Source organism: Methylobacterium sp. CM6244 (genome assembly GCF_054817885.1).
This window is the reverse complement of sequence record NZ_CM139247.1, coordinates 2,657,456-2,670,226: the sequence shown is the minus strand read 5'-3', so window position 1 is coordinate 2,670,226 and position 12,771 is coordinate 2,657,456. Positions and strand designations below refer to the sequence as shown.

At 63.0% G+C, this 12,771-nt stretch carries 13 protein-coding genes; 4 read left to right on the top strand and 9 right to left on the bottom strand.

All coding sequences use genetic code 11. The features are described 5' to 3' along the window. Positions 1-85: 85 nt before the first annotated feature. The 5 genes from ACYQML_RS12360 to ACYQML_RS12340 form a co-directional block, all read right to left on the bottom strand. Positions 86-691 (bottom strand): hypothetical protein, encoded by a 606-nt coding sequence (locus ACYQML_RS12360; protein ID WP_056430154.1) that lies wholly within the window; start codon positions 689-691, stop codon positions 86-88. Positions 692-898: 207 nt separating this feature from the next. After that, on the bottom strand, positions 899-1,924 hold the full coding sequence (locus tag ACYQML_RS12355; protein WP_461232971.1) for a cell wall hydrolase: 1,026 nt from the start codon (positions 1,922-1,924) through the stop codon (positions 899-901). A 169-nt stretch (positions 1,925-2,093) separates the two neighbouring features. Further along, a complete protein-coding gene (locus ACYQML_RS12350) occupies positions 2,094-2,351 on the bottom strand; it encodes a hypothetical protein (RefSeq protein ID WP_419951486.1) in 258 nt (85 codons plus the stop codon). Between the two features lie 209 nt (positions 2,352-2,560). Next, entirely contained in the window at positions 2,561-5,239 is a 2,679-nt protein-coding gene (gene ppdK, locus ACYQML_RS12345; RefSeq protein WP_461232970.1) for a pyruvate, phosphate dikinase, read from the bottom strand. 355 nt (positions 5,240-5,594) lie between these two features. Then, entirely contained in the window at positions 5,595-6,272 is a 678-nt protein-coding gene (locus tag ACYQML_RS12340) for a L,D-transpeptidase (protein WP_056430145.1), read from the bottom strand. 639 nt (positions 6,273-6,911) lie between these two features. Between ACYQML_RS12340 and ACYQML_RS12335 the strand changes: the two genes are divergently transcribed. Further along, positions 6,912-7,355 carry a VOC family protein gene (locus ACYQML_RS12335; RefSeq protein WP_461232969.1) on the top strand — a complete coding sequence of 148 codons (444 nt, stop codon included), beginning with the start codon at positions 6,912-6,914 and terminating at the stop codon, positions 7,353-7,355. A gap of 10 nt (positions 7,356-7,365) precedes the next feature. Here the strand turns inward: ACYQML_RS12335 and ACYQML_RS12330 are convergent, their stop codons facing one another. Further along, the gene (locus tag ACYQML_RS12330; protein ID WP_207410685.1) at positions 7,366-7,809 is read right to left on the bottom strand and encodes a cyclic nucleotide-binding domain-containing protein; all 444 of its coding nucleotides are present in this window, start codon (positions 7,807-7,809) and stop codon (positions 7,366-7,368) included. 326 nt (positions 7,810-8,135) lie between these two features. Between ACYQML_RS12330 and ACYQML_RS12325 the strand changes: the two genes are divergently transcribed. Both ACYQML_RS12325 and ACYQML_RS12320 read left to right on the top strand, forming a co-directional pair. Further along, a complete protein-coding gene (locus tag ACYQML_RS12325; RefSeq protein WP_082470393.1) occupies positions 8,136-8,330 on the top strand; it encodes a con-10 family general stress protein in 195 nt (64 codons plus the stop codon). 250 nt (positions 8,331-8,580) lie between these two features. Then, a complete protein-coding gene (locus ACYQML_RS12320) occupies positions 8,581-8,727 on the top strand; it encodes a hypothetical protein (protein WP_461232968.1) in 147 nt (48 codons plus the stop codon). A 567-nt stretch (positions 8,728-9,294) separates the two neighbouring features. Here ACYQML_RS12320 and ACYQML_RS12315 read toward each other — a convergent pair. Continuing rightward, positions 9,295-10,095, bottom strand: a complete 801-nt coding sequence (locus tag ACYQML_RS12315; protein ID WP_056430130.1) for a response regulator — start codon at positions 10,093-10,095, stop codon at positions 9,295-9,297. A gap of 180 nt (positions 10,096-10,275) precedes the next feature. On the opposite strand from ACYQML_RS12315, the gene ACYQML_RS12310 reads away from it, so the two are divergent. After that, positions 10,276-10,512 (top strand): NepR family anti-sigma factor, encoded by a 237-nt coding sequence (locus tag ACYQML_RS12310; protein WP_461232967.1) that lies wholly within the window; start codon positions 10,276-10,278, stop codon positions 10,510-10,512. A 147-nt stretch (positions 10,513-10,659) separates the two neighbouring features. On the opposite strand, the gene ACYQML_RS12305 is transcribed toward ACYQML_RS12310, so the two are convergent. Together ACYQML_RS12305 and ACYQML_RS12300 are read right to left on the bottom strand one after the other, a co-directional pair. Beyond that, on the bottom strand, positions 10,660-10,836 hold the full coding sequence (locus ACYQML_RS12305) for a DUF1328 domain-containing protein (RefSeq protein WP_003599466.1): 177 nt from the start codon (positions 10,834-10,836) through the stop codon (positions 10,660-10,662). 518 nt (positions 10,837-11,354) lie between these two features. Beyond that, positions 11,355-12,722: a carbohydrate porin gene (locus tag ACYQML_RS12300; RefSeq protein WP_461232966.1), complete on the bottom strand. Its 1,368-nt coding sequence runs from the start codon at positions 12,720-12,722 to the stop codon at positions 11,355-11,357. Between the last annotated feature and the right edge of the window lie 49 nt (positions 12,723-12,771).

Sequence of the window (12,771 nt, the reverse complement as noted above, 5' to 3'; positions counted from 1 at the left end):
GTGACCTGTGTCGAGGGCGCCCTGAATCAAGACGGCCCCGGGTGGTGAGACGCCCGAGGCCGAGACGATGTCGCCTCGGATCAGATCAATAACCGTCGTAAATGCTGCCGGTGGAGAAGCCGAGGCCGACACCGACATCGGCCGAACTCGCACCGGTGATGCCGAACGCATCGGGAATGGAGCCGATCAGAGGAGCGCGGGGGGAGCCGGCATAGCCGCTCCGATAGCCACCTCCATGAGCGGGCACCCAGCCCGACCGTCCGCGCGAGACCAGGACGGTGCGCTGGACGCTGGCATATTCCGCAGGGATCGTCTCGGGGATCGTCTGGCCGGGCTGGGCCAGAATCCGGCGATGGCGCGTTGCGAAGCGCGGCGGAACGTCGACCCAGCAGCCGATCATCTGGCCGTAGGCGTCCCTGCGTGTCTGCCAGACTCGGCCGCCTGGGGAGAGCTGGACCTGTTCGGCGACAGTCTCGAACACCGGGGGAATGGAGCGGTAGACGGTCCGCGCCGGGCGAACGAGCACGCGCTCGGAGACGGTGTCGTAGACGGGCGGCGTAGTGACGTGACGGTAGCATTCGGCGCCGCCACAGCCTCCGGCCTGGGCCGATGTCGCGAGAATCGAGGTACCGAGCAAGGCGCCGGCAAGGGCGAAGGCGGACAGCGTGAAATGGGCGACCGGCGCGGTCATGATGAAATCCTCGACTCTAAAACGCGATGTGATTGGCGTGCGGCCCATGACGGCACACACCCCTCGACGCATTAGAGGCGGTCAAGTTGCGCTCGGAGCAAGCTGTATTGCAGATCAGGGTAAAATTAACCCTGGCTTAAGACTACGCAATTTTCACTCTGCTTAAGTAAAGCGTGCGATGTCGATTCACGGGGCATTAAACCGGATTCAGGTCTGACCGCGCTTGAGCTGGTAGAAGATGTGGCGGCCGATCACGTCCATCTTTTTCAGGCGCCTCGACCAGCCCGGCTTTACGTAATCGGCGTGATAATGCGTGGCGCCACCGACCTCGCTGAGATAGGTCCGCCCCTCGATGACCGCGCTGGCGATGCGGCTGGCGCTCTGCCAGGACGGGCCGTCGGTGATGCGCAGCGATTTGCCTTCGCAGGCGAAGGAGAACTGGCAGCCCATATAGCGATGCCGGTTCTGGTAGACGACACCGCAGACATTCGACGGGTAGAGGCCGCTCTTGACGCGGTTCAGAACCACCTGGGCCACGGCGGCCTGACCGTCCTCGGGCTCGCTCCGGGCTTCGAAATAGACAGCCTCGGCGAGGCAGCGTTGTTCCCGATCGATGGAATCGGGGCCGATCAGGTCGGCATAGCGATGCCGGGCGTCCTCGGGGGTGGCGTCGGCGATGCCCGGTGCAAAGTCTTTCCTTGGCGAGAAGCCGGGAATCATCAGGCTCGCCGCCGCGACTTCGATGGGCGTGGCATCAGCCGGGGCCGGTGTCGTCGACGACAGGGCGACGGCGCGCGGGATGGCAGGTGTGGCACCGTCCGAGGGCTCATCGCCTTCGTCGTCGCTGGCCGCTTCCGGCGGGAGGGTGAAGCCGGAATTCGGCTCCAGGTCTGGCGACCAGATCGCGGAGCCGGGAACTAGCATTCCCGCATCGCTGCCCGAAAGGTTGACGTTGACGACGGGCACTTTCCCAATCTGACCAGCGCCTGCCTCGTGGTTCGGGTAGAGCCGCTCCGTCGCCTTCGCATCGACACGGCGGCGGATTCCCGGCGTATCTTGGGGGAGCCGCAGGGCGATCCTGGCCACGCCCTGTCCCATCAGACCGGAGGCGGAAGGGTCGGTTCCGGCGCTTGCCGTGAAGGAGACGACGAAGCCGAGGGCGAGGGTCCAGGGCACCATGGAGGCGCGAAACCAGGGCCGTTGGCTAGGGCGGCGAACGCGTTTCGTACTCACGACCAAACAACCCGGTTAAGGACCTAACCTCACTGTCGCCGCGCATGGGGGAGCAGAAGGTACGATCCAAACTATCGGGCGTTATGGTTGCGAGTGTCTTAAGATGACGCGCGGGATCACGTGCCGCGAAGACCTTGATCGGCCCCCACGAAAACCTGCAGCACGTCTCTTAAAGGCTTCCGGGCCGGCCGTGTGTGACCGCTAGGGCGCCTACGAGAGCATTGATGCTGGAGCGTCCCTTGGTTTCGGCGATGCGCTCTGCATCAGTATTGCTTTGGGTCGCGACCGCGAAGACGAGAAGGGCGATGGTCGCAACGCCGCCGAGCGCCGAGACGACCCAAAAATAGGCCTGCTGGACGACCCGCGGTACCGGCACGGCATGCGAGGTTTCAGAGAGAAAAACAGGGGGTTGGCTCGAGTCGCTCATGGTTGGCGTTCCCGCGCGTTCAAAGCCATCCCACCCAGCCGGGAGCGTCGTCGCGCTTTGGTCTGGCACTAGCACTCAACGTGCCGAAGCGACATCGGTTCAAGGGGTCTTCGGAGATTTATTCAACGACATTTCTCCTGGCGCAGCGCGACGAAAAAGGGCGGCCATCGGCCGCCCTTTCAGGTCTTCCTGTCATGAAGGACCGGCACTCAGCCGCGAGTCTTGTCCCGCGTCGCGAGGGCTGCCTGGGCCGCAGCGAGGCGCGCGATCGGCACGCGATAGGGCGAGCAGGAAACGTAATCGAGCCCGACCTCCTGGCAGAAATGGATCGAGGCCGGATCGCCGCCATGCTCGCCGCAGATGCCGAGCTTGATGTCGGGACGGACCGCCCTGCCCCGCTCGACGCCAATGCGAACGAGTTCGCCCACGCCTTCCTGATCGATCGAGATGAAGGGATCGGCGGACAGGATGCCCTTCTGGGTATAGGCCCCGAGGAACGTCGCGGCGTCGTCGCGCGAGATGCCGAGCGCGGTCTGCGTCAGGTCGTTGGTGCCGAAGGAGAAGAACTCGGCGGTCTTGGCGATGTCCCCGGCGCGAAGGGCCGCACGCGGCAACTCGATCATGGTGCCGACCTGATAGGACAGCGTCGCGCCAGTCTCGTCGGTGACGGCCTTCGCCATGGCGTCGATGCGCGCCTTGACGATGTCGAACTCCATCTGGGTGAAGACCAGCGGAACCATGATCTCGGCGGTGACGGGGGCATCCGTCTCCTTGGCGGCCTGGACGGCGGCCTCGAAGATGGCGCGGGCCTGCATCTCCGCGATCTCCGGGAAGGCGATGGCGAGGCGGCAGCCGCGGAAGCCGAGCATCGGGTTGAACTCGTGCAGCTCGGTCATCCGGCGGCGGAGCTTCTCCTCGGACACGCCGGTGCTCTTGGCGACGTCCCGCACTTCCGCATCGGTATGCGGCAGGAACTCGTGCAGCGGCGGATCGAGTAGGCGGATCGTCACCGGCAGGCCGGACATGATCGTGAACAGCTCGACGAAATCCTGGCGCTGATAGGGCAGGATCTTTGCCAGGGCCGAACGGCGGCCTTCGACGTCGTCGGCGAGGATCATCTCGCGAACGGCGACGATGCGGTCCCCTTCGAAGAACATGTGCTCGGTACGGCACAGGCCGATACCCTCGGCCCCGAAGTTGCGGGCGGCGCGGGCATCGGTGGGCGTGTCGGCATTGGTGCGCACCTTCATGGTGCGGACCTTGTCGGCCCAGCCCATCAGGGTCGCGAATTCACCGGAGAGCGACGGCTCCAGCATCTTCACTTCGCCGAGGAGGACCTGGCCGGTGGAGCCGTCGATGGTGATCTTGTCGCCGGCCTTCAGCGTCGTGCCCGCCACCGTGAGGGTGCCGGCCTTGTAATCGACGCGGATCGTGCCGACGCCCGAGACGCAGGGCTTGCCCATGCCGCGGGCGACCACGGCGGCGTGCGAGGTCATGCCGCCGCGCGTGGTGAGGATACCCTCGGAGGCGTGCATCCCGTGGATGTCCTCGGGGCTCGTCTCGATCCGCACGAGAATACACTTGCGCTCGGCCTTGCGGGCGGCCTCGGCATCCTCGGAGTTGAACACGATCTCGCCGGTGGCCGCGCCGGGCGATGCCGGCAGGCCGGACGCGATGATCTTGCGCTCGGCTTTCGGGTCGATGGTGGGGTGGAGCAGCTGGTCGAGGGCGGCGGGCTCTACCCGGCCGATCGCCTCCTCCTCGGTGATCAAGCCTTCGGCGGCGAGATCCACGGCGATGCGCAGAGCCGCCTTGGCGGTGCGCTTGCCGTTGCGGGTCTGGAGCATCCAGAGCTTTCCGCTCTCGATGGTGAACTCCATGTCCTGCATGTCGCGGTAATGGGTCTCGAGCAGCCCATAGATCCGTACCAGCTCGGCATAGGATTCGGGCATCGCCCGCTCCATCGACGGCTTGTCGGACTTGGCCTCGATCCGTGCCTTCTCAGTGATGTCCTGCGGGGTGCGGATGCCCGCCACCACGTCTTCGCCCTGGGCGTTGATGAGGAACTCGCCGTAGAGCGCGCGCTCGCCGGTGGAGGGGTTGCGGGTGAAGGCGACGCCCGTAGCCGAGGTGTCGCCCATATTGCCGAACACCATGGCCTGGACGTTGACAGCCGTGCCCCAGCTCTCGGGGATGCCGTTGAGCTCGCGGTACTTCTTGGCGCGCGGAATCATCCACGAGCTGAACACCGCGCCGATGGCGCCCCAGAGCTGGTCTTCGGCACCCTGCGGGAAGTCGGCGCCGTGCTCGTCGCGGACGATCTTCTTGTAGAGACCGATCATGTGCTTCCAGTCCTCGGCACCGAGTTCGGTATCGAGGCTGAAGCCCTTGGTCTCCTTGTAATGCTCCAGCGCCTCTTCGAAGGCGTGGTGCTCCACATCGAGCACCACGTTCGAGTACATAGTGATGAAGCGCCGGTAGGAATCGTAGGCGAAGCGCGGATCGCCGGAGCCTTCGGCCAAGGCTTCGACGGTGGTGTCGTTCAGGCCGAGATTCAGCACCGTGTCCATCATGCCCGGCATGGAAGCGCGAGCACCGGAGCGGACCGAGACGAGAAGCGGGTTCTTCGGGTCACCGAAGCCGCGGCCGGTAAGAGCTCCGACAGCATCGAGCGCGGCCTGGACCTCGGCCTTCAGTTCCGCAGGGTACTGACGATCGTTGTCGTAATACCAGGTGCAGACTTCAGTCGTGATGGTGAAACCCGGAGGCACTGGGAGACCGAGATTGGACATCTCGGCGAGGTTTGCGCCCTTGCCTCCGAGGAGGTTGCGCATGGAGGATTGACCCTCCGCCTTGCCGTCGCCGAACGAGTAGACCCACTTCGCCATCGCCAATGATCCGCTTGCAACAATCGGGGATGTCATACCCCTAGATGCCCCGTTGAACCATTGCATGCTGCAATGCAAGATGAACGGCCCTTAGCCGGTCATCACGCGTAACGGGCAGCCGGATTTGTCATGCGATCATGACACAGGGTTAAGACATCTTCCTGCCTATGCTCGACGAGCGGGAAGCTGATTCGTCTATCTGTCGGCTCGTGGCTGGTTGCTGAGGCCCCCCGACGGGGATCGGGCGGCATCATCGAATGACCCGGTGAACATCACCCGTCATTCGCACGAAACCGCATTCCAAAACTCCAGGAACGTGGGTCGAACCCGCCATGCCGACGGCTTGGCTTGGCATTCAGGCGCGATATTTTCCGTTGCGCTTGACCAGCACCCGCGTGCCGACGGGGACGCGCTCGAACAGATCGACGATGTCCTCGTTCAGCATGCGGACGCAGCCGGAAGACATCTGCTCACCGATGCTCCAGGGTTCGTTGGTGCCATGGATGCGGAACAGGATGTCCCGATTGTTCTGGTAGAGATAGAGGGCGCGGGCCCCCAGCGGATTGTCCACCCCGCCCTTGCGGGTCCTTGGCAGGTCGGGGTTGAGGGAGACCATCGTGGTGGTGGGGCTCCAATCCGGCCACACGCCCTTTCGTCCGACCTTCGCTTCGCCTTTCCAGGAGAAGCCGAGCTTTCCGACGCCGATGCCGTATTGCTGGGCCGTGCCGTCCTCCTGCACCAGGGCGAGCTGGCGGTTGTCGATGTCGACGACGATGGTGCCCGGCTTTTCCGCCCCGGTATAGCGAACGACCTGCCGACGATATTTCGGATCGAGCCGCGACGTATCCACCAGCGGCACGTCGTAGGGCTTATCCGGCATCGAACCCGTATACCAGGCGGCCTCGTCATCCTGCGCCACGGTCATGGGCCCACGAGAATTGCATGCGGCCAATGGAGCGATGACGAGCAGGCTGAGAAGGACACGGCGGATATGCATCGAGGGCTCCACGAAAGTGGTCGTCGGGCGGATCATTGCCCTCATGACTACCGTCCGATGGCCGACGATGTTGTGTCTTTCACGTCGCAGCAGGAGGGAACATGCCCGCCATCTCCGCTTTACGAGAGGCAGTGCTCGCGGATTCAGCTCGTCTGGCTCAGCTGATCTTGATCGTTCGGCACGCTGACGCCGAGCCGTTTTCCGTCCCGCTCGCTCGTCTCAAGCTGTGTGCCGGCAGGAAGGCCTGATCACTGGGAATGTCGTTCCGAGCCCGGCCCGCAGGTTCGGGTGTTTCGCGACATCGACCGTGAGGCTGATCCCATCGCTATCGGCCCGCCTACCGAGGACGAGGCTGCGTAGCTACGGAATGTCGAAGGCTGGGCCGCTGTCCCATCTTCACGTTGCGTTGATATCGTGACGAACGATGGTCTCCGGGGCGCCGTACATGCGGACGACAAGCATCGCGATCTCGAGTGCGCCCTGAAACCGAACTTTCGGTTAGGGCTCCCATCCCATCGAGTGGTGTTCCCGGTTGAGTTGCCCTTCTCGAGCTCGATAACTTTATCTCAGGTTGAGTCTGGTCGATGCGGTGAGGCAAGCTGCGTTGCTCCGCCGGGCCGGGCGGGGCATGCTCGACCCCGATGCGGCAGGGCCGCCGGAAACCGAGACGACGCGATGGCCGATACGCAAACCTTCACCACGACCGAGGTCGACGAGCCCCTCGCCGACCTCGCACCGGCGATTCATCTCGACCATTGCGTCATCCACGTCTCCGATTGGGAGCGCTCGACTGCGTTCTATCGCGACGTGCTGGGCGCGGAGGTGATCGCTCGCGGGAAGGGCTTCGCCTATCGGTTCGGCGGCGTTCAATTGAACGTCCACGGCCCCGGCCTGTCGCCGACTCCGCTGGCCGAACGTCCGGTGATGCCGGGCGGCAGTGATCTTTGCTTTCGGTGGTCGGGGTCCATCGACGACGCGCTCACGCATCTCGCGGCGAAGGGCGTCCCGGTCGAACTCGGTCCTATCGAGCGCAATGGCGCCGCCGGCACGGGGATCAGCGTTTATTTTCGCGACCCCGATGGTTCGTTGATGGAATTCATCACCTATCCGACGGATTGACGGTGCCGCCTCAGCTGCGCCGTTCCGCCAGCTGCTGGTTCGTATGTTCGAGACGCAGCGCGAGTTCACGCATCACCGCGATGCTGATTTGCGGAAACTGAGCCAGCAATTCGAGGAACACCGTCCTGTCGATCCGCAAGGCGGTGATCGCTGTGTCGGCCTGCACGGTGGCGGAGCGCGGCTGGTCGGCCAGGATGCCCATTTCGCCGACCAACGCGTTCGACCCGAGAAGGGCGAGCCGGAATGGGCCGAACGGCCCGTCGATGGTGACGGCGGCTGAACCGTCGAGAATGAGATACGCGGCATCCGCCACATCGCCGCGGGCGAAGAGCTGTTGCCCCGCTTCGAAATGCACCCGCTCACTGGTGAAGGCCAGGAGCTTCAGGCGGGACGGTTCTACCCCGCGAAAGAGCGGCACCTGTCGGAGTGACGAGACCTCGGTGTCGAGGGTCATGATGGGACGACCATTCTGAGCGCTCCGCTGGAAGACGCCGACCGATGGGCGCCTTCATCCCGCACATCCATGCGGTTTGCCCAGGCATTGTCCAGCCCCGCGCATTCTCACGGCGAAGAGGGGCGGCCTCGCGCGCTGACATACGTCACCGTCGATGATTCGTTGCATCTGAGGCGGGTTGTCGCGGTATCCAGGCGCTTTCTCGCAATGACCAGCCGGCATGGATTAAATGGCGGCAGGCATTTGTCTTCAGCAAGGTTGGCCGAGGAACCATCGATATTGGCGAAGGTTGTCATCTTCGAGAACCACATGCTGAGGAGGCGCTGATGGCATCAGGAAATTCTACCTCAAAGCGAGGTTTTGCATCGATGGATCTGGAGCGGCAACGCGAGATCGCGAGCAAAGGTGGACGGAGTGTTCCGGCGGAAAAGCGATCGTTTTCTCAGGATCGCGAGCTTGCTTCGTCCGCGGGACGCAAGGGCGGTCAGTCGACCACACCCGGCCGGTCCGGCGAAGACTAAACTCCATTTGTTGGAAGAGACAAGGCGCGTACCGAGATCCGGTGCGCGCCTTTCTTGTTTGAGGCGGCCGAATATTCAGTTCGTTCGTACTATAAGGTGCAACAGTAAAAAGCCCTCCGTCATCAACGAAGGGCTTGCGGGTCTCGAAGTTCAGTGTCGGTCTGTTGCTTATGCGATGCAGCGGCCTGGGATCATGCGGCGTGCTTCGGGGCCGGCCAAAGAGCTGATTGCTCCCTCACAGCCATCCCTCATGGTTCTGCGAGGCTTCAGCACGGGCTTTTCCGTCGAGACGATATCCTGGTCCGACGAGAACGCCGGTGCCCTGCGCTCATTCGAGATCGCCGTCGTCACATGGAGCACGGCGATGTCGCTTCCACCGATCTGCGCCGGTGAGTGAATGATGGCCGGCGTCAAGCTCGCGGGGGCCTGCTGGTTCGTCGCAGCGGGATGCGACCAGCGGTCTGCTTCGCGCTGAACGACCGGCAAGACAAGCATCGTCAGGAGGGCAGCCGGTCCACCGACACTCAGGATCAATCCAGACCGAAGCATTGTCGTAATCTCCAAGCGGAGCTTGACAGGATGCTGGATAACGCGACCTGATCGTCGCGAGTTCCTTGACTGGTCTAAAAACTTTACGGCCAGTAAACGACGGGCTCGTTGTTGCAAACATTCTTCCGGGACCAGGGTACCTCCCGTTAAGGCGCGTGGCGGGAAAACCACGCGCGTGGCCAAAATGGCCGAAGCCGCATTTTTTGGAACCCTGTTGCATCATGTTCGTTACCAAATCACCCGGCCGCCTGGTCCTCCCCCCGCATTCCCCTTGTGCATTGGCCGGAAACTTTTCACGGGTCGGACATTCGTCCGGCCCGTTTTTATTGATCGGTTGACCGAGCGAAAACGGAAAAGCCCCGATGGAGGATCGGGGCTTTCTGATTCACCGGTGATGTCTGTGACTGTCGGACGATCAGGCGGTCTTCTCGCGGCGACGGGCGCTCTGCTGGAAGAACAGAGCTTGGCTGATCACCGCCGAAACGTTGGCGGGCTGGAACGGCTTGGCGATCAGGAAGGCGGGCTCGGGCCGCTCGCCGGTGAGGAAGCGCTCGGGATAGGCGGTGATGAAGATCACCGGCACCTCGAACGTCTTCAACAGATCGTTCACCGCGTCGAGCCCCGAAGAGCCATCGGCAAGCTGAATGTCCGCGAGGATCAAACCAGGACGCGATCCCTCTGATGCGATCTTGATCGCTTCGGTCCGTGTCCGGGCGACGCCGATGACGTTGTGGCCGAGCCCTTCGACCAGGGCTTCCAAGTCCATGGCAATGAGCGGCTCGTCCTCGATGATGAGGATTTCCGTGGCCATGTCGGCCGCCAGTTCGCGTCCCGCTTCGTCGACGAGGTCACGCACCTGTGTCACGTCGACTTCGAGGATTACCGCAGCGTCCTCTTCGGAGAAGCCTTCGAGGCACGACAGCAGGAACGCCTGGCGCGGCAGCGGGGTGATCTGCCCCAGCCGAACTTCGGCCGGTAGATCATGCTGAACCTGATCGCTCTGGCCGTTGACCGAGAGGGAATTCCAGATGCGGGTGTAGACTCGGAAAAGGTCCGCCTTGACGTTGGTGCTGCGTCCGAGCGTGTCCGGCTCGTTGACGAGCGTTTCCAGCGTGGCGGCCACATAGGCATCGCCGGCGACCTGGCTGCCGGTCAGTGCCCGCGCGTAGCGGCGCAGATACGGCAGATGTTGCACGACGAGTTGAGCTGTCGACATTAGATCCCCTTGGCACTGCCGTTCTTTATGGTCGCCACCGCCATAACGCGGTTCGATGGGCTGTGTTCCGCGAGCCCGGAACCGTTTGTATCGCGCTGCGTTGCAGGTGCAGCCATGACTTATGTCAAGCCGCAAAACAATCGCGGCGATGCCACCGCGTGGCATCAAGGGGATAACCGAATGGACGAGGACGAAACGGTCCGCATCTCCCTGGCGGAGACGCGATTTGAGCTAGAACGTGAGCCGAAACTACATAGCCCCGAAACTCACAGCCTGAGTGACCTCACCCAGAAACGGATCGGCATGCATCTGCGGGCCATGTACGACACGATTGTCCAGCAACCCGTTCCGGATCGCTTTCGAGATCTGATCGCCCGGATGGACGATGCCTCCGGTCAGCCCTTCGATGAGAAATAATCTAGCCCACCTGCCTCAGCGCTAAAGTGTGCACCGGCACGGGTGGAGTGTGTGACGGTCTTCGCTCTGTAGAAAAGCCGCCGAAGCAATCCGGCGGCTTTCTTGGTGTCTGGGTTGTCGGTCTGACTGCACCGACACGTCCAATCGTCAGAGTGTCGGCGAGCGGCCGCGCATCAGGCCAATGACGGCCGAGATGGCGAACAGAACGATAGCGACAAAGAAGACGAGCTTTGCGGCTTCCATCGCGGTGCCGGCAATACCACCAAAACCAAGCAGAGCGGCCACGAGGGCCACGACGAGAAATGTTACAGCCCAACCAAGCATGGTCTCGATCCTTGTGAAGCTGGTGCGACCTGTGCCGCGACCTCATGACATCAATAACGCCAAGTTATCCGACCGGTTCCTGACTTTGACACAAAGCGGTCACGATTGGTTACCGAGGCGAAACCAGCGGGTCGCGGAAGCGCAGACAGACACGCCGACGCACCCTGGAAAATATCCGAACATCGTCCTGGCCCGGATTGCGCCGAGACGATCCCTTGCCCAGCGCACTGCTCGCATGCGTCATATCGGCGAGACTCTTGTCGGTTTCGGGAGTGACGACCCACATAGTGGTTGACGCTGATGTGGAACCCGGTGTCCGATGTAGCGTTCGTCACCTGTTCCCGAACACGGATACATTCTGATGAGAGAGTCGCTGGCCGCATCCCTTGCACGACGCCTTCTCGATGCGGTCGCTGCGGCCGCTCGCGGAGTCGTAGAGGCGATCGAAAATGGGTCGCCCGCTCCTCAGCCCGTACCGGTCCGCGTCCGTCGCAACGAGCGGCGCTGATACAGTGCGCTCAATAGGTGAGTGTGGAGCGTAGTCCGAGCACCACGCCACCTTTGACCCGTTGGTTCGGGCGCGTGGGGTCTGCGATACCCCCGCCGGGATTGATGACGACCTGGATATCCGGTTGGATCGTCCAACCGGGCACCACCACTGCTTGATACGTCAGTTCGATAGAGGCTTCGTAGCTGCGGACCGGGTGGAAGTCAGTGTCGAAAGACAATCGATCCCGATCGTAGCGCTGGGCATGGTCGCCGATACGCGCGTAGATGAAGCTGAGGCCGAAGGTGTCTTCCGGCCGGCCGGGCACCATCCCAGAGAAAACGATGCCGCCATCCGCCCAAAGGCCGATGAGGTTCCGGTCCGACGGGCTGCCGGATAGGCGGGCATAAACGGCCACGCCGTCGGCCTGATCAGCGCCCTCCGGTCGGTAGAGTTGCGCGTCGATCACCGCATAGGCGCCACTCGTTCCACTATGTCGGCGCGGTGATCCGCTGCTATGGATGCTCGCCAGGGAAAGCCCGCTCCGGTCGTAGCGGTAATCGTCGAAACGCCCGAAATGCTGATATCCTCCGAGCTTCAGGCTCCTAGTGAGCCCGCTCGGGCCGGGTACTGCGCGAAGCTGGATCTCGCCCATCAGCAGCGGCGGATCGTTCAGGCGAAAATTCAATCCGGTCCGGTTGACGCTGGCCTGATCGCCGGGGTCGCCGTTGAACACCGCAATAAGCCCGCTCATTGAGGCGTTGGGCGTCCAGCTCAGCCGCAGTCCGGGAGTCGATAGGGGATAGGCAGGGCCGCCACTTGGTAGGTTCGCTCCGGTGATGGTCGGCCAATCGTTGCTCAGGAAGATTTTTCCGGTGTCGGAGGCGAAGAACTCGCCATCCGCCACGAGTTGCCCCATCCGAAAGTTGAAGAGCTGGTCCTCCGAGGCATGCTCCAGCCAGAGCTCTGAAAGGCGTGTCGAGGGATAGGCTTCGATATTGCTTACCGTGATCAGGCGATGAAAACTGCGATCACGCAGGCCGCCCGTGTCGTGGATCTGGAAGACGTTGGCGAACGCACTCCAGCCCCTCCAACCGGCAAACCGGTCGAGATCGACGCTGATCGCCGCCTCGAACTTACCGGCATGGATCGGCCCTTGCCTCACCCCGCCGCTGATGTTGCCCAGAACCTCGTTCGTATAAAGTAGGTTGTAGGTGATGCCGCGCGGCGCCAGCATTCGGCGGAAGCCGCCGGGATCGCCGAATGCACCGAGTGAGGATTGGATCGAGGGCGGTCTGTCGTCCTCCAGAGCGGCGGACTGCGCCGGGCGATCGTCAAGGGCTCCTGTCGCCGAGGGTTCCGACCAAGCGGGCGAGGCGATCGGGTAAGTGAGGTTCACTGCGAAAGCGCCCGCCAATCCCACCCGCCACCTCCGAAAAGCCCTTCTG

Bases quoted from the DNA above. Each gene is read 5' to 3' on its own strand.
- ACYQML_RS12360 (WP_056430154.1), bottom strand. From the start codon at position 691: ATGACCGCGCCGGTCGCCCATTTCACGCTGTCCGCCTTCGCCCTTGCC.
- ACYQML_RS12350 (WP_419951486.1), bottom strand. From the start codon at position 2,351: ATGAGCGACTCGAGCCAACCCCCTGTTTTTCTCTCTGAAACCTCGCAT.
- ppdK (WP_461232970.1), bottom strand. From the start codon at position 5,239: ATGGCGAAGTGGGTCTACTCGTTCGGCGACGGCAAGGCGGAGGGTCAA.
- ACYQML_RS12340 (WP_056430145.1), bottom strand. From the start codon at position 6,272: ATGATCCGCCCGACGACCACTTTCGTGGAGCCCTCGATGCATATCCGC.
- ACYQML_RS12335 (WP_461232969.1), top strand. From the start codon at position 6,912: ATGGCCGATACGCAAACCTTCACCACGACCGAGGTCGACGAGCCCCTC.
- ACYQML_RS12330 (WP_207410685.1), bottom strand. From the start codon at position 7,809: ATGACCCTCGACACCGAGGTCTCGTCACTCCGACAGGTGCCGCTCTTT.
- ACYQML_RS12325 (WP_082470393.1), top strand. From the start codon at position 8,136: ATGGCATCAGGAAATTCTACCTCAAAGCGAGGTTTTGCATCGATGGAT.
- ACYQML_RS12320 (WP_461232968.1), top strand. From the start codon at position 8,581: ATGGTTCTGCGAGGCTTCAGCACGGGCTTTTCCGTCGAGACGATATCC.
- ACYQML_RS12315 (WP_056430130.1), bottom strand. From the start codon at position 10,095: ATGTCGACAGCTCAACTCGTCGTGCAACATCTGCCGTATCTGCGCCGC.
- ACYQML_RS12310 (WP_461232967.1), top strand. From the start codon at position 10,276: ATGGACGAGGACGAAACGGTCCGCATCTCCCTGGCGGAGACGCGATTT.
- ACYQML_RS12305 (WP_003599466.1), bottom strand. From the start codon at position 10,836: ATGCTTGGTTGGGCTGTAACATTTCTCGTCGTGGCCCTCGTGGCCGCT.